Origin of the sequence: Neobacillus phoenicis, from assembly GCF_047302305.1 — a bacterium.
Lineage (GTDB): Bacteria > Bacillota > Bacilli > Bacillales > Cytobacillaceae > Neobacillus.
Genome location: NZ_CP154847.1, coordinates 273,706 through 294,293 on the forward strand (window position 1 = coordinate 273,706; position 20,588 = coordinate 294,293).

Here is a 20,588-nt window from a genome sequence, read left to right on the forward strand (position 1 = left end):
TCACGGTCTCGTAAATACACCGTACGAGACCGCTTGTCATTTTTTTTTGGCTTCGGGCGCATAGGACTCCTCTATGAACCCTTTTGCCATTTTTTCCTTTGACTTCGGGTGCATAGGACTCCTCTATGAACCATTTTCCTGTTTTTTCCTTTGACTTCGGTCGCATAGAATCCCTCTATGAACCCTTTTGCCATTTTTTCCTTTGACTTCGGTCGCATAGAACCCCTCTATGAGTCAAGTCCATTTAATTGTGTAAAAGTGTCAACAATGATTCCGATCAATAAAAAAATTAGTAAGGTGAACTATATTATTTCGAATTTACATTGAGAGGCGGGCATGATAGCCTAGGAGGGCAAGCCAGGTGTTGTTAAACTCCTGGCTTCCTGGCGTTACATCATGCCCGCTGGAGGCTCGATGTCAATTCGAAATTAGGCTTTTCCACTCCACTTGAGTAGAGAGTTATTTTTCATTTGTTTTCTTGAGGTAAGGAACATTATTTTTGTTCCAATCTTTTTCAATATCCATTAATACGGATCCAATTATTCGGATAGCGGAAAAATCATTTGTAAAAATACGTATGACTTTTTCTCTTCTCCGTACTTCTTGGTTTAAGCGCTCTAGCATATTCGTTGTGCGTAAGTGCTTATGATACTGGACCGGCTGTGAATGAAATTGGATTGCATCTTCAAAGCCATTTTCTAATGTTTCAATTACTTTTGCGAATCCCTTGGTATCTTGATACTTCTCTACAAAGCGATTTTTCAAGTCTCTTACCACACTTAAATCTGAGTTTTGAAAGAGGTCTTTTAATTCCTGACGAGCCTCAGCAGTACCTTTTTTCGGCATAGTATCCATGATATTTCTTAAAAAATGAACACTACACCTCTGCCATGAAGTTCCTAAAAATGATTCTTTAATGGAGGTAACTAAGCCACCATGAGCATCAGAAATCACCATTTTAGGGGATTGAAGACCTCTGGACTTTAAGTATTCGAAGAAGGAAGTCCAGCTATCAGTGGATTCGGTGTGATTGACTTTGAGGCCAATGATCTCTCTATGACCGCTTTCACTAACTCCAACCGCAATATGAACACTTTTAGAAACTACTCTATCGTTCTCACGAACTTTAATGTACATAGCATCCACGTACACATATGGATAATAATGAACGTTAAGTGGACGGTTTCTCCAGTCGTTGATGATGGGGTCTACGGTCTTCATTAGATTGGAAACAAGTGATTTGGACACACTCTTCCCGCATAATTCCTCTACAATTTTTGTGATTTTACGTGTAGAAACACCATTTACAACCATTTCAATCATAGAAAGAATTAGAGCTTGATCGCAGCGTTTAAATTTTTCAAAGATAGAAGTAGAAAATTCACCGTCTCTGGTACGAGGAACTTTTAGTTTGAGAGAACCTACACCAGTAATGAGTTCACGCTCATAGTAACCATTTCGATAGCCCCTCCGATCTTCGGTTCTTTCATGAGAAAGAGCATTAATATATTCATCTCTTTCTTTTTCCATTAAAGAATTTAAAATGAGTGATAAAGAAGCCTTAACTGGTGATTCTAATGAGCTGCTTTCAACTTTTTCTTTGAGATCTTCTAAGTTTATAGTAATATTGATTTGGGTCATCATCATGTCCTCCGTTTATGGTTTTCTTGGTCGAAAACATTGTAACACGGGTCATGATGATGACCTATTTTCTTTTTACACAATTATATGGACTTAATCCCTCTATGAACCCTTTTGCCATTTTTTCCTTTGACTTCGGGTGCACAGGACTCCTCTATGAACCCTTTTGCCATTTTTTCCTTTGACTTCGGGTGCATAGGGCTCCTCTATGAACCATTTTCCTGTTTTTTCCTTTGACTTCGGTCGCATAGAACCCCTCTATGAACCATTTTCCCATTTTTTCCTTTGACTTCGGGCCCATAGGACTCCTCACTGCGGTACCATCCTCTTCTTTTCGCATTCCACACAGTCAAATAGCTTACCAACTCAAAGAAAAACCGCCGCTTAGCTCATCTAAACGGCGGCACATCAACGATTAAACAAACTTTTGTTCAACCCTCCGAACCTCTTCGTATGGCTGCACTACAACAAAACCTTCGCCCTCAAATCTCATTTGGATGGACTCGCCGCTTCCTCTTCCAAAGAATGTCTTCAAACTAATATCCGTTTGAAACTCCGGGCGAAGATTACCTGACCATGCAACCGTTGCATTAGGATCCGTAATAACAGGCTGTCCTGGCGTAACCTTTAAGGTTAGCGGTTCATAATGAGTCGTGATGGCAATCATCCCTGTGCCTTCACAACGAACATTGAACAAACCACCAGCCATTAGCCCGGCAACCTTTTTCATTAACTTAATCTCCCACTTAATGCTCGGTTCAAATGCAAGCAAATCATTCCCGTTCACATAGATAGATTCATTATTCAAATGAAGAATAATAATCTTTTTGCCTTCATCCGCCAAATACAATTTTCCTTGGCCGCCGGCCTTCATTAACGAGGCACCCTCACCAGTGATCGCCTTTTTGAAAGCCGTCCCCAAACCATGCTCCAAAATCCCTTCGCGCTCAAACTTAATTTTCCCATGATACGCAACCATAGAACCAGCCTTCGCCCATACCTGACCGTCGAGATTCACCTCTAGCATTCTAGGAGTCTCTAATTCAAAGAACCCTTCACCCTTATCTACCTGCTCTGTTTTAGTAATAAATTCATTTATCGAATATTTACTCAACTTTTCCCCTCCTTAACATCCGCCTTCTCCTAAAAATTTTACCATACTTTTCCTTTTTAAAAATACACAAAAAACACCGTCCAAGTAATTTGAACGGTGTCCCCAGCCTTATTTCCGTACCACTAAATGCGCAAAATGAAAATGATTGAAGGCGTGCAGATCATCCTCTCTATCCACGAAGTACCATTCTTCAATATTTGCCGGCGATAGATTTTCATAGACTAACATATTACAATCCTGGAGTTCCAGATCTAGCGTAAATGGGTCAAAGCCAGTTATCATCGGTTCACCTGTATGAGCCGTGATTTGTCGCATTTGGATTATTTTCTTGGAGGCTAGTTCGTCATTAAATGCAGTATCGTCGAGGTAATCAAAGATGAAAGAACTACCATTCACCGACAGATCAGAAACAGTAGAAAGAAGTTGATAGAAATCGTTTTTCTCTAGGTACATCACCACACCTAGTAAGCTGAAGTAGGTTAAGGTTTGTTCATTGTAGCCGACCTTCTTTAACTCTTCCTGAAGAGAGTCCTTTTTAAAATCAACAGGGACGAACCTTACGTTCTTAGGAATTTCAATCCCCATTTCTTGGAGGCGGCTAATTTTAAAAGCTTGAGTTGCGGGGTGATCGACTTCATAGATGATAAAATCGTCTGGGAGATTCTCTTGCCTTAATGCAAATGTATCAAAGCCTGCCCCTAAAATCACATACTGTCTGACGCCTCGTTCAATAGCTGATAACAGTCCATCCTCTGCATAACGAGCGCGGCTGACTAATTGAGGTACCGTTTGGTTATTCATCACCCACTGCAATTTTTCTTCGAATGTCTTCAAGGTCTCACTCTTTTCTGGAGCAAAAAAAGCAAGCGCATTCGCCCAATTCGTGCTGATTAGCTGCTTTTCTTCATCCTTTAACAGAGCACTCGCAACAAAATCATTAAAAACGGGTTGATTGTTTTGCAAGGCATGATACCCCCTAGCAAAGCAACTGACTAATGCAGTTAAACTTTCCTTGTTCTTTTCCAAAGAAACTCCCCCTTCTAAAAAAACAAAAAACTCCAAGCAGAATTCTGCCAGGAGTCTATTATATGATACATTATATTAATTTACAATAATTTAAAAATTATAGCACGAATAAATTATTTTGTCAAGATTTTTTTATATTTTTTCAATTTCCGGTTCACTTAACTGCCTGACAAACTCTTGATCAAAATTACCATTTTGAAAGCCGCTCCCATTCACAGAATTCATCGTTCTCGCAACATGTCCCGACTTATCGTAAGGAATATACCCGAAATAAATACCAGTATTAAAAATGATTCCGTTAGAGAAAAGTCTAGTTTTTTCAGTAGGACCAGCTTGTGAGAATGAACTGATAGACGCAGCCCATTCATTAGGCATTTTCAACACCCCATAAGACTCTTTTTGTTCAACCATTTTTTCCATTTGAATCCTCGGTTCATACCATAGTTCTCTATTAGCACCATGATAGCCTCTATCCCTTATCAAATAAAATTTCAATTGATTCACTTGGTCATCAGGATGGAAGTTCCATAAAAAGTAAAACGTAGATGGGTCATTATTGTCTATTTTCCAAACATGCACATCCCCTGTAGTTTCAATGGAAACTACTTTCCACTTATGATATTTCCATTGCCAATAACTCACTCCATATTTTTCATCCTCCGAAATAAAAGGGACAAATCGATGCCGCTCATCTAGAGCAACGGAATCCTGAATGATTTTTGGTGAAGCCTCTGGGAAAACACGATGAATCTTCTCAAGTAATTGGTCACTTTTGGGAAACTCAGTCGGTTTTGAAAAATAATACCAATAAACCAATATACTAGATACAACAATGACAACAGCTAATAAAGGGAAAATAATTAACCTTTTTTTCAATGCTAGTTCCCTCCCATTAACAGCGACTCTTTAGATCGGTAATAGAGCTGCTTTTTCGGTGTAGATACTAACAAACCTTTCCCATCGGCTTCAATGTAAATAACGGCATTAAGATTACTTCCCCATTTAGGTGAAAAACCTATAAGTTGATAAGGGAATTTTTCATTTTTTTTAGTAGAATCCACTTCAATTTCGTTATACCACTCGATTCCATGGTTAACTGCCGGCTTCATATTATGTATTTGTTTTTGTAAACTTTCCTTATCTAAAGTTTGCTCATTTGCCGAAGGATTTGTATTGATTACGTAAGCATCCTCCACACGAGAGATATAGGTCGAAAGTTCATCTTCCGAGTAAAAAAACTGATGAACTGGTATAGAAAGTAACGTAGTTGCTAAAAAGATGTAATTAGCAAAAAAGCCCAGCCACGCATATGATCGGTACCTCTCCCATCTTCCTTCCTTTCTCTTTAAAATCCAATATAAAACCCAAACACCTAATGGTAAAATTGCAAGCTTTATCGGGGTATCCGCTACATTCCAATTGATAGAAAATGAAAAGAGTCCAATATAAGTACAAACAAGAATCTTCAAAACCTTTGATTTTTCAGGTATACCACTGTAAATTCGATAAGCAATCAGTCCGATTATGGCCCACGATATAAGTTCAAAAATGAACTCTATTAGATTAAACGAAAAATCATATGAAATATTCATCCATCCGCCTCCCACTTACATAATTCTCCAAAAATATACAAATACCCTTTATAATTATATATTCCGTAATTTATATGAAATGCCGGTATTTGTTTACTATTTTTTAATAGGCGGAAAGGTTTTCTGCGTTATAACATAGTCAAAAAATAAAAAGCCTCGTTCCAATAAAAATTGGAACGAGGCTTAAGTTTTCCTACTTACAATTACTCAACCGTTACTGATTTAGCAAGGTTACGCGGTTTGTCTACGTCGCAATCGCGGTGTAGGGCCGCGTAGTATGAAAGTAATTGTAATGGAATGACAGAGATAAGTGGTGTTAATAAATCATTTACTTCTGGAATCACGAAGCTGTCTTCGTCACGGTTTAGACCCTTCATTGAAATGATACATGGGTTCGCACCGCGGGCAACAACTTCTTTTACATTTCCACGAATACTTAGGTTGACACTTTCTTGCGTTGCAAGAGCAATTACTGGTGTACCTTCTTCAATTAAAGCGATGGTACCGTGCTTTAATTCACCGCCAGCAAAGCCTTCTGCTTGGATATAAGAAATCTCTTTCAGCTTTAGGGCACCTTCTAACCCAACGTAGAAGTCAATTCCACGACCGATAAAGAAGCAGTTGCGTGTAACGGATAAAAATTCTCTTGCGATCTGTTCGATAATCTCTTTTGAATCACAAAGAACTTCCATCGAGTTCGCCACGATACCTAGCTCTTTTACAAGATCAAAATCAATGCTTAGGTTACGGCTCTTTGCAGCCACTTCCGCTAAAATGACAAGAACAGCTAACTGAGCAGTGTAAGCCTTTGTAGAAGCTACAGCGATTTCAGGGCCTGCATGTAATAAAAGCGTATAGTCTGCTTCACGAGAAAGCGTAGAACCTGGAACGTTTGTAATCGTTAAGGCAGGGTGACCCATTTCTTTCACATTGACAAGAACGGCACGGCTGTCTGCTGTTTCTCCACTTTGTGAAATGAAAATAAATAACGGCTTTTCAGAAAGCAACGGCATGTTATAGCCGAATTCACTTGAGATATGAACCTCAACTGGAATTTTAGCCATTTTTTCAATGAATTGCTTTCCAACTAGACCTGCGTGATAAGAAGTACCAGCAGCAATGATGTAGATACGGTCCGCTGCATTAACAGCTTTGACGATTTCACGATCAATCGCTAATTCACCTTGCTCATCTTGATACATTTGGATGATACGACGCATCACTAGCGGCTGCTCATCAATTTCTTTAAGCATATAGTGTGGGTACGTACCCTTTTCAATATCACTTGCATCAAGTTCTGCTTTGTATGGAGCACGGTTGATGATTTCACCGTTAAGATTTTGAATCGTCACTTCATCCTTTGTAACGATAACAATTTCTTTGTCCATTAATTCAACGTATTGGTCAGTTACTTGTAGCATAGCCATTGCGTCACTTGCTACTACATTAAAGCCATTTCCAAGACCGACAAGAAGTGGACTTTTGTTTTTCGCAACATAGATGGTATCATTGTCCTCAGCATCTAAAAGGGCCAGCGCATAAGAACCATGTAACAATGTTAGTGTTTTACGGAACGCTTCTAAAACATCTAAGCCTTCGTTAACAAACAGTTCAATCATCTGAACGATTACTTCTGTGTCTGTTTCACTTACAAATGTTACGTCTGTTAGGTAGTCGTTCTTTAACAGGTCATAGTTCTCAATTACACCATTATGAACTAAAGTAAAACGGCCAGATGCACTTTGGTGCGGGTGAGAGTTCACTTTGCTTGGAACACCGTGTGTCGCCCAGCGAGTATGACCAATCCCGATATTAGCCATAACGTCCTGGTCTACAATATTACGTAAATCCGCAATGCGGCCCTTTTCCTTAAACACATGAATGCCGTTTTCGTTTTTAACAGCAATACCTGCTGAGTCGTATCCTCTATATTCAAGTTTTTCTAACCCTTTTAATAAAATTTCTTTCGAGTCGTCATTTCCAATATATCCAACAATTCCACACATTTTCTGTTTCCTCCCTGATACAGGGGGCAAGGCTCATTTGGAGGCGTACTTGCCCCCTTATCTCTGTTTTAGGTATCTGTCTATACCGTTTTAAACATTACAATTAGTATGCGCATATTCTTCTCTTTGTGCACAGAGTTGCCCCTATGTTTTAAAGAAGAATTTTTTCGGTTGTGCGTTGCAACCGGGAGGTATCCGCCGATCATTCGATAAACCTCCTCCTCGTCAACTAATCTACCCACTGAAGATTAGTTCAGGCGCTTTTATTGTTCCTACCTAACAACTATCCACCTTTCTATATTAAAATGATCAACCTGCTTTAAAAACAAAGCAAGTTAATACTACTATGATTGGCAGAGTCCGTCAACTAATAACCTAAAATTATAAATATTTTCCATAAATATCCGTCATACATAATAAGATATGCAAAGCGATACCCTCCCGTTCCCTAATTCAAAAAGCGGAAGCGCCTTGGTCAGCCCCGACAGGCAAATGTTCTTCGTCAAGAAAAGTCCGCCTTTTGACTTTTATTGATGAAGGTTATTTGACCCGAGGGGCTAGGCGCTGGAGCTAGATTACATGGAAAAGCTCCAGCCACTTGTGCCGGAGCTTCATTCATTTATTCTTTTAATTCCATTTCTTCTTTCACTACAGTCACAATACGGTCAACATAAGCATCACATAATTCCTGTGTTGGCGCTTCTGCCATTACACGTACTAACGGCTCTGTTCCAGATGGACGTACTAGAATTCTTCCATCTCCAGCCATTTCAGCTTCTACCTGATCGATAACTTCCTTCACTCTAACGTTATCTGTAACATGGTGTTTATCTGTCACACGTACATTCACAAGCTTTTGAGGGAATTTTTTCATTTCTCCCGCTAGCTCAGATAATGGCTTCTGTGTTGCCTTCATAATGTTTACTAATTGTAACCCTGTTAATAAACCGTCACCTGTTGTGTTGTAATCCAAGAAAATAATATGTCCGGATTGCTCTCCACCTAGATTAAATCCATTTTTCTTCATTTCTTCTACCACGTAGCGGTCACCCACAGCAGTTGGTACACTGTTAATTCCGTGGGCTTCAAGGGCTTTATAAAAACCAAGGTTACTCATAACTGTCGATACAATCGTTCCATGCTTTAAGCGTCCATGTTCCTTCATATACTTTCCACAAATATAAAGAATTTGATCGCCATCAACAATATTTCCCTTTTCATCAATCGCAATTAAACGGTCGCCATCCCCATCAAAAGATAAACCAACATCTGCACCTTTTTCTTTTACTAAAGCAGCAAGGGCTTCAGGGTGGGTGGAACCCACTCCTGCATTGATATTCAATCCATTAGGAGAAGCACCCATAGTCGATAGGTCTGCATCCAAATCGGCAAATAAGTGAGAGGCTAATGAAGATGTTGCCCCGTGTGCGCAATCTAATGCAATATGAATACCAGAGAAATCTTCATCCACACTATTTTTTAAGTATTGCAGATACTTTTGCCCGCCTTCAAAATAATCCATGACCTGTCCAAGGTCACCACCAGTTGGACGCGGCAGTTGATCTTCAGGTAAGTCCATTAACTCTTCAATTTCATTTTCCTGCTCATCAGATAGTTTGAAACCGTCCGGACCGAAAAATTTAATTCCGTTATCCGCTACTGGGTTATGTGAAGCAGAAATCATTACACCCGCCTGAGCTCCCAATGCTTTTGTTAAATAGGCCACACCTGGTGTAGAAATGACACCTAAACGCATAACCTCTGCACCAGTAGATAATAATCCTGCTACGAGGGCACCTTCAAGCATATGACCAGATATACGTGTATCACGTCCGATAAGAATCTTTGGACGATCTTTATCCTTCGTTAAAACATAACCGCCAAATCTGCCTAATTTAAAGGCTAATTCAGGTGTTAATTCACTATTTGCTACTCCGCGTACCCCATCGGTACCAAAATATTTTCCCATTCAAAAATCGCTCCTTCAATATATAGGCTGGATCTTATGCATTGTTATTTGTAATCGTGATTTTCGCCTTCGCTTTATCCGGTTTCCAGTTCAGATTTTTAGGGCCTTCTATACGGATATTCACATCGTAATCCCCTTCAGAAAGGCTGGAGAGGTCAACATACACGGAAAAATCCTCAGGCTTTAACCCATTTATAGAAGCACTAGGACCAGTAACCAATAAACTGATCATCTGATTTACAGGGTCGTTAATCTCCGCATTATAGTTTTCGGATAATCCTCTAATTTTTAAAGGGATTTGCGAAACCGTTTTTTCTTCCACCTTGCTCACAACCACTGTCGCCTTTACCATTTGCGGGGTTACCTTGCTTATTCCATTGGATATAATGACTGGTAGGTCGAGGGTAGTGTTACCCGTTATTTTACTTACGTCAACCTCTACTCGTACACTTTCTGTATCCTTAAGAATATCCTCAGGGCCGATAATGGTCGCCTCTTTTACATCTAAATCAATAGATTCAATCGTAACTCCTGCTGGTGGTGTTCCTTTTTTTACGATGGAAATCGGTACTGTTTTACTATTATCTTTAATTGGAATGGTGACTTTCACCGTACTAGGCTCTACCTTGACATCCAACTTATTTAATTCTTTGTCTAAAACTTGTACAGTGGCTTCTTTCGACACTGTCTCTTTCATTTTTTCTTTTTCTTCCAAAGTGGCTTTTACATAGGTAATCCGGTCAATATCACTCTTCGCTCCTGTTATCTTTACCTTATTTGGTTCTACAACAGGTTGTCCGGCAGAATACCCATCCTCAATCTGATTCTTATTAAATTCAGCTTCTACTTTGAATTCTTTGGTGATTTTCTCTTGAACCGTGACTGTGACAGTATCCGGCTTCAAGGTTGCCTTTAGTTTATCGGAAAGGTCTTTTACCTCAAGTTTCACTTTTTGCTTTCCAATTTTCACATTCGTTAAATCTACAAATACTTCAAAGTTTCTTAAAGCATTGGCTGATTGGACATGTGTAGTTGGACCTTTTAATGTAATGTCCACCGAATCTGGAATGCCAGAAACCACTAAATTTTCCGTATCATAATACACTTTTACAGGAAAATCCTTAATGGTAACGGATGATTGAACGCTTGGTACATTCACATCCGTCATTTCTTTACCTGTGTGTGGTGGGATGGAGTTATACAAAAGAACTGCCAATAACAACGCAAGAATTTTTATAAACCAAGGGTTATCCATCAATTTATCCATTATTCTTCCCCCTCCAGTTCCAACGAGTGGAAGAAGCTTGTTTCGCTTTGTTATGAATGACTAATTCACTAGTAAGTAATTCCTTTAATCCATCTGTTTTCAAATCACGATGTAGTTCTCCGTTCCTTGTAAGAGAGATACTACCTGTCTCTTCAGAAACAACGACGGTAATACTATCTGTAACTTCACTAATTCCTAGTGCCGCCCTATGCCTTGTACCTAACTCCTTTGAGATAAACGGACTCTCAGACAAAGGAAGATAGCAAGCGGCCGCTGCCACACTATTCTTTTGGATAATTACAGCCCCGTCATGGAGAGGTGTGTTTGGGATAAAAATATTAATGAGCAATTCCGAAGATATCGAGGAATTTAACGGAATACCTGTTTCTATGTAATCACCCATACCTGTTTCTCTCTCAATAGAGATCAAAGCACCAATCCGCCGTTTGGCCATATAGTCGGTTGCCTTAATAATCGCTTCGACTGTTTTTTCCTGGTCATCATCATCTGGATTACTACTCCGTGAGAAAAAGCGCCCTCTCCCTAATTGCTCAAGAGCTCTTCGGAGTTCAGGCTGAAAAATAATGATTATAGCAAGAAATCCCCAATTTATGGCTTGTTGCATCATCCAACTTAATGTGACTAAGCCAAGGAACTCACTGACAACTCTGACTAAGAGAATCACCAGTATCCCTTTTAATAACTGAACAGCTTTTGTTCCTTTTATCACATTAATCAGTTTATAAATGACATACCATACGAGGACAATATCAACAATACTAGCTAAATACTTCCATACAGTGAAATCAGCAAACTGCATTGTTTTTCCTCCGTAATTTTATAAAGACCTATATTCATGACAACTCAATTATTATACCATAAATTCCTCATATACTTATTATATGTCTATATTTAGGCGAAAACTCCCTCAATCCTAACACTTTTAAGAAAAGCGGAAGCGCCTTGATCAGCCCCGACAGGCAAATGTTCTTCTGCAAGAAAAGTCGCTCTTTGACTTTTATTGCAGAAGAACATTTGACCCGAGGGGCTAGGCTTGGGAGCTGGACAATTCTCGAAGTCGAATTTTGTACGTTCTTTATTACGATAAAAAACAAATCACTCATACACAGAGTGATTTGTTTTTAGTTGGTTTCAGGCTGTTCAAAAAGTTGGACAGCATCTTGTCCTGCCTTTTTCATATGATACCATATCCAATCAAAGACCTCATTTACCTCTTCAATTTGTCCGGTTACATGTCCCGCTGAAGCTAAATATTTCTCTCCATTAATAATCTCTCCATGGATAACTGTAACGTCACCTTGGACTTCGCCCTCTATTTTAAGTGTCCCATTACGTACAATGACATCGCCCTTTACAACTTCTCCTTTAGGCACAATGACCGTATCATTTTTGACGATTAAGTTATTTTGCTTAGATACAGCAAACTCTCTGTCCTGGTTCCAAGTAGAGAATAAGCTTCCCAACATTAAGACTACGAATACGGATGCCGCAGCAAGTATAGGATGATTTTTCAACCACCGTTGCATCCCTATCTTTTTCTTTTCTTTAGGAAGACGAGCTAACACTTTTGCTGTAAAATCGTCCGGAGCTTGCATATGAGAAATGCTTTGTACAAAAGCAATGGTCCTTTTTAGTTCATTAAAAATAGCATCACATTCTGAACAGCTTTTGAGATGCTCTCGTAGGACTTGTTCTTTTTCTGGTTCTATTTCTTCATCTAAATATTCGTGCATTAGTTCAATGATATGTTCTGGACACATTTAACGTTTCACCTCTTATCACACATATCTTAATTGTTGTCTTAACGCTTCTCGTCCTCGGTGAATTCTTGTTTTAACTGTTCCAAGCGGCAAATCAAGAATTTCACTAATTTCATTTAATGACAGCTCTTCAATGTATTTTAGGACAATAGCCGATCGATATTTTTCAGGTAGTTTTAAGATTTCCTGTTGAACAGTCTCATGCAGCTCCAAACTTTCGACCTCATTCTCAGGCAGCGGAGTATTAGACGGGACCTGTGCATACATAGTTAATCCTTCTGTTCCTGCCACTTCCGCATCTAAATAATAATCAGGTTTCTTTTTCCTCATGCGGTCAATACATAAATTAGTGGCTATCCGAAAAAGCCAGGTAGAGAATTTTAAATCTTGATTAAACGATTTAATATTTACATATGCTCGGATAAAAGCTTCCTGTGCCACGTCTTCCGCTTCATGTCGGTTCCCCAGCATTCTAAAACAAAGCTGGTAGACACTATTTTTATATATCTCGACGATTTCACCAAAGGCATCCTGGTCGCCTCTAATGACTTGTTTTATTCTTTTTTTAATTATAGCTTCCATTAAAATACCTCAGCTCCAATGCTGCTATACGATACTACGAATCGCTAGCAAAAAAGTTTCGTTTTAAAACGAAATAACTTTCAATACCTATAATATTAACAAAAATTTACTAATAACGTTAAGAAAATAGTTTAAAGTTTTTTCCTTGGGGTAAAAAGATAATAACGATTGAAAAGAAAAGAGGTTGTGTGCGAAGTGGTGCTTCAACGTCCTCAGTTAATGAAGGAAATAGAAATATGCCGTGATGAAATGGTGCGACTTGCATCCAAGACTTCTTTGTTACATCCCCATGTCATTGCTGTCAGTAAAAAGCTTGATGTGTTGCTCTATCAGTATCATACCTTGGATTCTTAATAAAAAAAGCAGCTGTGGTGTGGACAGCTGCTTTCTTATTTATAATAGTTTTTCCCCAAAAAGTGATCCCATTAACTCAACTGCGCAAACCGCAGTTTTATTTTTTTCATCAAGAATTGGGTTCACTTCTACAAATTCTACAGAAGTAATTATTTTTGCTTCTTCTAGCATTTCCATTGCAAGATGACTTTCTCTGTAGCTTATTCCACCCATAACTGGTGTTCCCACCCCTGGTGCATCGCTAGGATCTAGACCATCTAAATCAAGTGATAAGTGAACGCCATCCGTTTTTTCCTTTAGATAGGCAATCGTTTCTTCCATTACTTTCGTCATACCTAGACGATCAATCTCATGCATAGTATAAACTTTTATACCTTTTTCTTTTATTAATTCTTTTTCGCCCTCATCAAGTGCCCTTGCTCCAATAATGACAACATTCTCAGGCTTTACCTTTGGGGAGTAGTTTAAGATTTGGGTTAATAAAGAGTGACCCCATCCAAGGCTGACCGCTAAAGGCATCCCATGGATGTTTCCTGTAGGGCTTGTCTCTGCTGTATTCAAATCACCATGTGCATCATACCAGATGACACCTAGGTTTTTATAATGCTTGGAAACGCCAGCTAATGTACCAATTGCAATGCTATGGTCTCCACCCAAGACAAGTGGAAAAGCTCCGGATTGAACGACTTCGTCTACTTTTTCAGCTAGCAGAGTACTTTTTTCTGCCACTAGGTCTAGATTTCGTAAGTTTGATTCTTTATCTACGACAACTTCAGGTCTTCCAACTGGGATATCACCTAAATCGTGAATTTCGTCGAACAGCGGTTTTAACCGCTCGTAGATTCCTGCATAGCGGATGGCACTAGGTCCCATATCCACTCCACGCCGCATTTGGCCTAAGTCCATAGGCATCCCAATAATCGATAGTTTCTTAGTCAAAGCAATTCCCTCCCTAACCCTTTATCATTACTATTTTAACCGCTTTCATCCATATGACTCAACTCGACAGAATTTTGTATATATATGCGGTGGGAAGGTGTGGTTTGTGAGTGTGGTACTCTATGCGACCTTTTTTCTTATTAATCCTGATTACGGGCTCATAGGGCCTCTCTATGCGACCTTTTTTTCTTATTAATCCTGATTACGGGCTCATAGAACCTCTCTATGCGACCTTTTTTTCTTATTAATCCTGATTACGGGCTCATAGAACCTCTCTATGCGACCTTTTTCTTTTATTAATCCTGATTACGGGCTCATGGAACCTCTCTACGCGGACTTTCTATTATTATTAGCAAGAATTCAAGCTCATAAAAAAAGCCTTAAATCATCGTCTGATTTAAGGCAAAATATGTAGTGTGATGGTGGAGCCTAGCGGGATCGAACCGCTGACCTCCTGCGTGCAAAGCAGGCGCTCTCCCAGCTGAGCTAAGGCCCCATAATGGAGCGGAAGACGGGATTCGAACCCGCGACCCCCACCTTGGCAAGGTGGTGTTCTACCACTGAACTACTTCCGCATATTCGAAGATAAAACCCGAGGATACATATCCCAGGGTTTTATCTTAAATTTATGAGCCATGAAGGACTCGAACCTTCGACCCTCTGATTAAAAGTCAGATGCTCTACCAACTGAGCTAATGGCTCTTGGCTGGGCTAGCTGGATTTGAACCAACGCATGTCGCAGTCAAAGTGCGATGCCTTACCGCTTGGCTATAGCCCAATATTGAACGTTAATTATAGTTTGTCCAACTTTTTTAAAAATATAAATGGTGGAGGGGGACGGATTCGAACCGCCGAACCCGGAGGGAGCGGATTTACAGTCCGCCGCGTTTAGCCACTTCGCTACCCCTCCATATTTATTTTTAAAAAAGTGGTGCCGGCGAGAGGACTTGAACCCCCAACCTACTGATTACAAGTCAGTTGCTCTACCAATTGAGCTACACCGGCATTTAGTAAGGAAAATTTATGGTGGAGGATGACGGGATCGAACCGCCGACCCTCTGCTTGTAAGGCAGATGCTCTCCCAGCTGAGCTAATCCTCCAAAATGGTGACCCCTACGGGATTCGAACCCGTGTTACCGCCGTGAAAGGGCGGTGTCTTAACCGCTTGACCAAGGGGCCATAATTAATTATAAAAATAGGTAAGCTTCCAAGCGGGCTCGAACCGCTGACCTCTTCCTTACCATGGAAGTGCTCTACCTACTGAGCTATGGAAGCATAGCTGAATTTTCTTGATGACATAAAAATGGCTCCGCAGGTAGGACTCGAACCTACGACCGATCGGTTAACAGCCGATAGCTCTACCACTGAGCTACTGCGGAACAGTAAGATAACAGCCTGGCAATGTCCTACTCTCACAGGGACTTTCGTCCCAACTACCATCGGCGCTGAGAAGCTTAACTTCCGTGTTCGGTATGGGAACGGGTGTGACCTTCTCGCCATAATTACCAGACTATTATTTGACACTATTTTATTATAATGTCTTTTTTGATTTTTTCAAGAGGAAAATTAATTTTTTCATTCCCTCAAAACTAGATAATGCAGAAGAAGTGTTTGTAAAAAACGAGTTCGCTTAAAACTTGGTTAAGTCCTCGAACGATTAGTATCAGTCAGCTCCACATGTTACCACGCTTCCACCTCTGACCTATCAACCTGATCATCTTTCAGGGTTCTTACTAGCTTGACGCTATGGGAAATCTCATCTTGAGGGGGGCTTCATGCTTAGATGCTTTCAGCACTTATCCCGTCCGCACATAGCTACCCAGCGATGCCTTTGGCAAGACAACTGGTACACCAGCGGTGCGTCCATCCCGGTCCTCTCGTACTAAGGACAGCTCCTCTCAAATTTCCTGCGCCCACGACGGATAGGGACCGAACTGTCTCACGACGTTCTGAACCCAGCTCGCGTACCGCTTTAATGGGCGAACAGCCCAACCCTTGGGACCGACTACAGCCCCAGGATGCGATGAGCCGACATCGAGGTGCCAAACCTCCCCGTCGATGTGGACTCTTGGGGGAGATAAGCCTGTTATCCCCGGGGTAGCTTTTATCCGTTGAGCGATGGCCCTTCCATGCGGAACCACCGGATCACTAAGCCCGACTTTCGTCCCTGCTCGACTTGTAGGTCTCGCAGTCAAGCTCCCTTGTGCCTTTACACTCTACGAATGATTTCCAACCATTCTGAGGGAACCTTTGGGCGCCTCCGTTACTCTTTAGGAGGCGACCGCCCCAGTCAAACTGCCCACCTGACACTGTCTCCCACCCCGATAAGGGGTGCGGGTTAGAATTTCAATACAGCCAGGGTAGTATCCCACCGACGCCTCCACCGAAGCTAGCGCTCCGGTTTCTACGGCTCCTACCTATCCTGTACAAGCTGTACCAAAATTCAATATCAGGCTACAGTAAAGCTCCACGGGGTCTTTCCGTCCTGTCGCGGGTAACCTGCATCTTCACAGGTACTATAATTTCACCGAGTCTCTCGTTGAGACAGTGCCCAGATCGTTACGCCTTTCGTGCGGGTCGGAACTTACCCGACAAGGAATTTCGCTACCTTAGGACCGTTATAGTTACGGCCGCCGTTTACTGGGGCTTCGATTCAGAGCTTCGCTTGCGCTAACCCCTCCTCTTAACCTTCCAGCACCGGGCAGGCGTCAGCCCCTATACTTCGCCTTGCGGCTTCGCAGAGACCTGTGTTTTTGCTAAACAGTCGCCTGGGCCTATTCACTGCGGCTCTTCGAGGCTATTCACCTCAAAAAGCACCCCTTCTCCCGAAGTTACGGGGTCATTTTGCCGAGTTCCTTAACGAGAGTTCTCTCGCTCACCTTAGGATTCTCTCCTCGCCTACCTGTGTCGGTTTGCGGTACGGGCACCTTTTATCTCGCTAGAGGCTTTTCTTGGCAGTGTGGAATCAGGAACTTCGGTACTAAATTTCCCTCGCTATCACAGCTCAGCCTTTACGGAAAGCGGATTTTCCTACTTTCCAGCCTAACTGCTTAGACGCGCATATCCAACAGCGCGCTTACCCTATCCTCCTGCGTCCCCCCATCACTCAAACGATAAAGAGGTGGTACAGGAATATCAACCTGTTGTCCATCGCCTACGCCTTTCGGCCTCGGCTTAGGTCCCGACTAACCCTGAGCGGACGAGCCTTCCTCAGGAAACCTTAGGCATACGGTGGATGAGATTCTCACTCATCTTTCGCTACTCATACCGGCATTCTCACTTCTAAGCGCTCCACCAGTCCTTACGGTCTAGCTTCAACGCCCTTAGAACGCTCTCCTACCACTGACATCTAAGATGTCAATCCACAGCTTCGGTGTTACGTTTAGCCCCGGTACATTTTCGGCGCAGAGTCACTCGACCAGTGAGCTATTACGCACTCTTTAAATGGTGGCTGCTTCTAAGCCAACATCCTGGTTGTCTAAGCAACTCCACATCCTTTTCCACTTAACGTAAACTTTGGGACCTTAGCTGGTGGTCTGGGCTGTTTCCCTTTTGACTACGGATCTTATCACTCGCAGTCTGACTCCCACGGATAAGTCTTTGGCATTCGGAGTTTGTCTGAATTCGGTAACCCGATGAGGGCCCCTAGTCCAAACAGTGCTCTACCTCCAAGACTCTAACTACGTGAGGCTAGCCCTAAAGCTATTTCGGAGAGAACCAGCTATCTCCAAGTTCGATTGGAATTTCTCCGCTACCCACACCTCATCCCCGCACTTTTCAACGTGCGTGGGTTCGGGCCTCCATCCAGTGTTACCTGGACTTCACCCTGGACATGGGTAGATCACCTGGTTTCGGGTCTACGACCACATACTCATTCGCCCTATTCAGACTCGCTTTCGCTGCGGCTCCGTCTCTTCAACTTAACCTTGCATGGGATCGTAACTCGCCGGTTCATTCTACAAAAGGCACGCTATCACCCATTAACGGGCTCTAACTACTTGTAGGCACACGGTTTCAGGAACTATTTCACTCCCCTTCCGGGGTGCTTTTCACCTTTCCCTCACGGTACTGGTTCACTATCGGTCACTAGGGAGTATTTAGCCTTGGGAGATGGTCCTCCCTGCTTCCGACCGGATTTCACGTGTCCGGCCGTACTCAGGATCCACTCAGGAGGGAACGAAGTTTCGACTACAGGGTTTTTACCTTCTCTGACGGGCCTTTCCAGGCCGCTTCATCTACCCCGTTCCTTTGTAACTCCATGTTGAGTGTCCTACAACCCCAAGAGGCAAGCCTCTTGGTTTGGGCTATGTCCCGTTTCGCTCGCCGCTACTCAGGGAATCGCGTTTGCTTTCTCTTCCTCCGGGTACTTAGATGTTTCAGTTCCCCGGGTATGCCTTCAATACCCTATGTATTCAGGTAAAGATACTGTTCCATTACGAACAGTGGGTTCCCCCATTCGGAAATCTCCGGATCAAAGCTTACTTACAGCTCCCCGAAGCATATCGGTGTTAGTCCCGTCCTTCATCGGCTCCTAGTGCCAAGGCATTCACCGTGCGCCCTTTCTAACTTAACCTAAAAGGTTTGTTTCTCTAAATTAATAGAGAGAAAACTAAAATGGCGATTACTCGATGTTTTACTTGACTTCTTCATTACGATTATCTAGTTTTCAAAGAACGATTAAAAAAAGATTTGAGAGATTGCACTCTCAAAACTAAACAAACAAGAAACAATCAAACAAACATGTTTTGTCTGGCTCATATGTCCAGCTTATATCCTTAGAAAGGAGGTGATCCAGCCGCACCTTCCGATACGGCTACCTTGTTACGACTTCACCCCAATCATCTGTCCCACCTTAGGCGGCTGGCTCCTTACGGTTACCCCACCGACTTCGGGTGTTACAAACTCTCGTGGTGTGACGGGCGGTGTGTACAAGGCCCGGGAACGTATTCACCGCGGCATGCTGATCCGCGATTACTAGCGATTCCGGCTTCATGTAGGCGAGTTGCAGCCTACAATCCGAACTGAGAATGGTTTTATGGGATTGGCTAAACCTCGCGGTCTTGCAGCCCTTTGTACCATCCATTGTAGCACGTGTGTAGCCCAGGTCATAAGGGGCATGATGATTTGACGTCATCCCCACCTTCCTCCGGTTTGTCACCGGCAGTCACCTTAGAGTGCCCAACTGAATGCTGGCAACTAAGATCAAGGGTTGCGCTCGTTGCGGGACTTAACCCAACATCTCACGACACGAGCTGACGACAACCATGCACCACCTGTCACTCTGTCCCCCGAAGGGGAACGTCCTATCTCTAGGAGTGTCAGAGGATGTCAAGACCTGGTAAGGTTCTTCGCGTTGCTTCGAATTAAACCACATGCTCCACCGCTTGTGCGGGCCCCCGTCAATTCCTTTGAGTTTCAGCCTTGCGGCCGTACTCCCCAGGCGGAGTGCTTAATGCGTTAGCTGCAGCACTAAGGGGCGGAAACCCCCTAACACTTAGCACTCATCGTTTACGGCGTGGACTACCAGGGTATCTAATCCTGTTTGCTCCCCACGCTTTCGCGCCTCAGCGTCAGTTACAGACCAGAAAGCCGCCTTCGCCACTGGTGTTCCTCCACATCTCTACGCATTTCACCGCTACACGTGGAATTCCGCTTTCCTCTTCTGCACTCAAGTCCCCCAGTTTCCAATGACCCTCCACGGTTGAGCCGTGGGCTTTCACATCAGACTTAAAGGACCGCCTGCGCGCGCTTTACGCCCAATAATTCCGGACAACGCTTGCCACCTACGTATTACCGCGGCTGCTGGCACGTAGTTAGCCGTGGCTTTCTGGTTAGGTACCGTCAAGGTACCGGCAGTTACTCCGGTACTTGTTCTTCCCTAACAACAGAGCTTTACGACCCGAAGGCCTTCATCGCTCACGCGGCGTTGCTCCATCAGACTTTCGTCCATTGTGGAAGATTCCCTACTGCTGCCTCCCGTAGGAGTCTGGGCCGTGTCTCAGTCCCAGTGTGGCCGATCACCCTCTCAGGTCGGCTACGCATCGTCGCCTTGGTGAGCCGTTACCTCACCAACTAGCTAATGCGCCGCGGGCCCATCTGTAAGTGACAGCCGAAACCGTCTTTCAGCTTTTCCTCATGAGAGGAAAAGGATTATCCGGTATTAGCTCCGGTTTCCCGAAGTTATCCCAGTCTTACAGGCAGGTTGCCCACGTGTTACTCACCCGTCCGCCGCTAACCACCGAAGTGGTTCGCTCGACTTGCATGTATTAGGCACGCCGCCAGCGTTCGTCCTGAGCCAGGATCAAACTCTCCAAGAA

13 protein-coding genes, 10 tRNA genes and 3 rRNA genes are annotated in these 20,588 nt (G+C 42.7%); 1 reads left to right on the plus strand and 25 read right to left on the minus strand.

Going from position 1 to position 20,588, the window contains the following annotated elements; genetic code table 11:
- Positions 1-459 precede the first annotated feature (459 nt).
- The 11 genes from AA0X95_RS01330 to sigW form a co-directional block, all read right to left on the minus strand.
- Entirely contained in the window at positions 460-1,641 is a 1,182-nt protein-coding gene (locus AA0X95_RS01330) for an IS256 family transposase (RefSeq protein WP_413309800.1), read from the minus strand.
- Between the two features lie 415 nt (positions 1,642-2,056).
- Positions 2,057-2,755: an AIM24 family protein gene (locus AA0X95_RS01335; RefSeq protein WP_413304565.1), complete on the minus strand. Its 699-nt coding sequence runs from the start codon at positions 2,753-2,755 to the stop codon at positions 2,057-2,059.
- A gap of 108 nt (positions 2,756-2,863) precedes the next feature.
- A complete protein-coding gene (locus AA0X95_RS01340; RefSeq protein WP_413304568.1) occupies positions 2,864-3,781 on the minus strand; it encodes a class I SAM-dependent methyltransferase in 918 nt (305 codons plus the stop codon).
- A 132-nt stretch (positions 3,782-3,913) separates the two neighbouring features.
- On the minus strand, positions 3,914-4,657 hold the full coding sequence (locus tag AA0X95_RS01345; protein WP_413304571.1) for a hypothetical protein: 744 nt from the start codon (positions 4,655-4,657) through the stop codon (positions 3,914-3,916).
- A gap of 2 nt (positions 4,658-4,659) precedes the next feature.
- On the minus strand, positions 4,660-5,373 hold the full coding sequence (locus tag AA0X95_RS01350; protein WP_413304573.1) for a hypothetical protein: 714 nt from the start codon (positions 5,371-5,373) through the stop codon (positions 4,660-4,662).
- A 203-nt stretch (positions 5,374-5,576) separates the two neighbouring features.
- The gene (glmS, locus tag AA0X95_RS01355) at positions 5,577-7,379 is read right to left on the minus strand and encodes a glutamine--fructose-6-phosphate transaminase (isomerizing) (RefSeq protein WP_413304576.1); all 1,803 of its coding nucleotides are present in this window, start codon (positions 7,377-7,379) and stop codon (positions 5,577-5,579) included.
- Positions 7,380-7,998: 619 nt separating this feature from the next.
- Positions 7,999-9,348: a phosphoglucosamine mutase gene (glmM, locus tag AA0X95_RS01360; protein ID WP_413304579.1), complete on the minus strand. Its 1,350-nt coding sequence runs from the start codon at positions 9,346-9,348 to the stop codon at positions 7,999-8,001.
- A 34-nt stretch (positions 9,349-9,382) separates the two neighbouring features.
- Positions 9,383-10,615: a YbbR-like domain-containing protein gene (locus tag AA0X95_RS01365; protein ID WP_413304582.1), complete on the minus strand. Its 1,233-nt coding sequence runs from the start codon at positions 10,613-10,615 to the stop codon at positions 9,383-9,385.
- A complete protein-coding gene (cdaA, locus tag AA0X95_RS01370) occupies positions 10,608-11,435 on the minus strand; it encodes a diadenylate cyclase CdaA (protein WP_413304585.1) in 828 nt (275 codons plus the stop codon). Before cdaA ends, AA0X95_RS01365 begins: the two co-directional genes overlap by 8 nt.
- 322 nt (positions 11,436-11,757) lie before the next feature.
- Positions 11,758-12,396, minus strand: coding sequence for a zf-HC2 domain-containing protein (locus tag AA0X95_RS01375; protein WP_413304587.1), 639 nt, complete (start codon positions 12,394-12,396; stop codon positions 11,758-11,760).
- Positions 12,397-12,414: 18 nt separating this feature from the next.
- Positions 12,415-12,978: an RNA polymerase sigma factor SigW gene (sigW, locus tag AA0X95_RS01380; RefSeq protein WP_413304590.1), complete on the minus strand. Its 564-nt coding sequence runs from the start codon at positions 12,976-12,978 to the stop codon at positions 12,415-12,417.
- A 195-nt stretch (positions 12,979-13,173) separates the two neighbouring features.
- On the opposite strand from sigW, the gene AA0X95_RS01385 reads away from it, so the two are divergent.
- Entirely contained in the window at positions 13,174-13,332 is a 159-nt protein-coding gene (locus tag AA0X95_RS01385; protein ID WP_413304592.1) for an aspartyl-phosphate phosphatase Spo0E family protein, read from the plus strand.
- A gap of 39 nt (positions 13,333-13,371) precedes the next feature.
- Here the strand turns inward: AA0X95_RS01385 and rocF are convergent, their stop codons facing one another.
- From rocF to AA0X95_RS01455, 14 genes are all read right to left on the minus strand, one after another.
- The gene (gene rocF / locus AA0X95_RS01390) at positions 13,372-14,271 is read right to left on the minus strand and encodes an arginase (RefSeq protein ID WP_413304595.1); all 900 of its coding nucleotides are present in this window, start codon (positions 14,269-14,271) and stop codon (positions 13,372-13,374) included.
- 420 nt (positions 14,272-14,691) lie between these two features.
- Positions 14,692-14,767 (minus strand) — tRNA-Ala (locus tag AA0X95_RS01395).
- Positions 14,768-14,771: 4 nt separating this feature from the next.
- Positions 14,772-14,846, minus strand: a tRNA-Gly gene (locus AA0X95_RS01400).
- 54 nt (positions 14,847-14,900) lie between these two features.
- Positions 14,901-14,973 (minus strand) — tRNA-Lys (locus AA0X95_RS01405).
- Between the two features lies 1 nt (position 14,974).
- Positions 14,975-15,049, minus strand: a tRNA-Gln gene (locus AA0X95_RS01410).
- A 47-nt stretch (positions 15,050-15,096) separates the two neighbouring features.
- Positions 15,097-15,181: transfer RNA gene (locus tag AA0X95_RS01415), tRNA-Tyr, on the minus strand.
- Between the two features lie 19 nt (positions 15,182-15,200).
- Positions 15,201-15,276, minus strand: a tRNA-Thr gene (locus tag AA0X95_RS01420).
- 19 nt (positions 15,277-15,295) lie between these two features.
- Positions 15,296-15,371, minus strand: a tRNA-Val gene (locus AA0X95_RS01425).
- A 4-nt stretch (positions 15,372-15,375) separates the two neighbouring features.
- Positions 15,376-15,450: transfer RNA gene (locus AA0X95_RS01430), tRNA-Glu, on the minus strand.
- Between the two features lie 23 nt (positions 15,451-15,473).
- Positions 15,474-15,546 (minus strand) — tRNA-Thr (locus AA0X95_RS01435).
- A 29-nt stretch (positions 15,547-15,575) separates the two neighbouring features.
- Positions 15,576-15,650, minus strand: a tRNA-Asn gene (locus AA0X95_RS01440).
- A gap of 14 nt (positions 15,651-15,664) precedes the next feature.
- Positions 15,665-15,781: ribosomal RNA gene (gene rrf / locus AA0X95_RS01445) — 5S ribosomal RNA — on the minus strand.
- Between the two features lie 127 nt (positions 15,782-15,908).
- Positions 15,909-18,844, minus strand: a 23S ribosomal RNA gene (locus AA0X95_RS01450).
- 206 nt (positions 18,845-19,050) lie between these two features.
- Positions 19,051-20,588: ribosomal RNA gene (locus tag AA0X95_RS01455) — 16S ribosomal RNA — on the minus strand.
- Together the 16S, 23S and 5S rRNA genes with 10 tRNA genes alongside form the textbook arrangement of a ribosomal RNA operon.

Bases quoted from the DNA above. Each gene is read 5' to 3' on its own strand.
- AA0X95_RS01330 (WP_413309800.1), bottom strand. From the start codon at position 1,641: ATGACCCAAATCAATATTACTATAAACTTAGAAGATCTCAAAGAAAAA.
- AA0X95_RS01350 (WP_413304573.1), bottom strand. From the start codon at position 5,373: ATGAATATTTCATATGATTTTTCGTTTAATCTAATAGAGTTCATTTTT.
- glmS (WP_413304576.1), bottom strand. From the start codon at position 7,379: ATGTGTGGAATTGTTGGATATATTGGAAATGACGACTCGAAAGAAATT.
- glmM (WP_413304579.1), bottom strand. From the start codon at position 9,348: ATGGGAAAATATTTTGGTACCGATGGGGTACGCGGAGTAGCAAATAGT.
- AA0X95_RS01365 (WP_413304582.1), bottom strand. From the start codon at position 10,615: ATGGATAAATTGATGGATAACCCTTGGTTTATAAAAATTCTTGCGTTG.
- cdaA (WP_413304585.1), bottom strand. From the start codon at position 11,435: ATGCAGTTTGCTGATTTCACTGTATGGAAGTATTTAGCTAGTATTGTT.
- AA0X95_RS01375 (WP_413304587.1), bottom strand. From the start codon at position 12,396: ATGTGTCCAGAACATATCATTGAACTAATGCACGAATATTTAGATGAA.
- sigW (WP_413304590.1), bottom strand. From the start codon at position 12,978: ATGGAAGCTATAATTAAAAAAAGAATAAAACAAGTCATTAGAGGCGAC.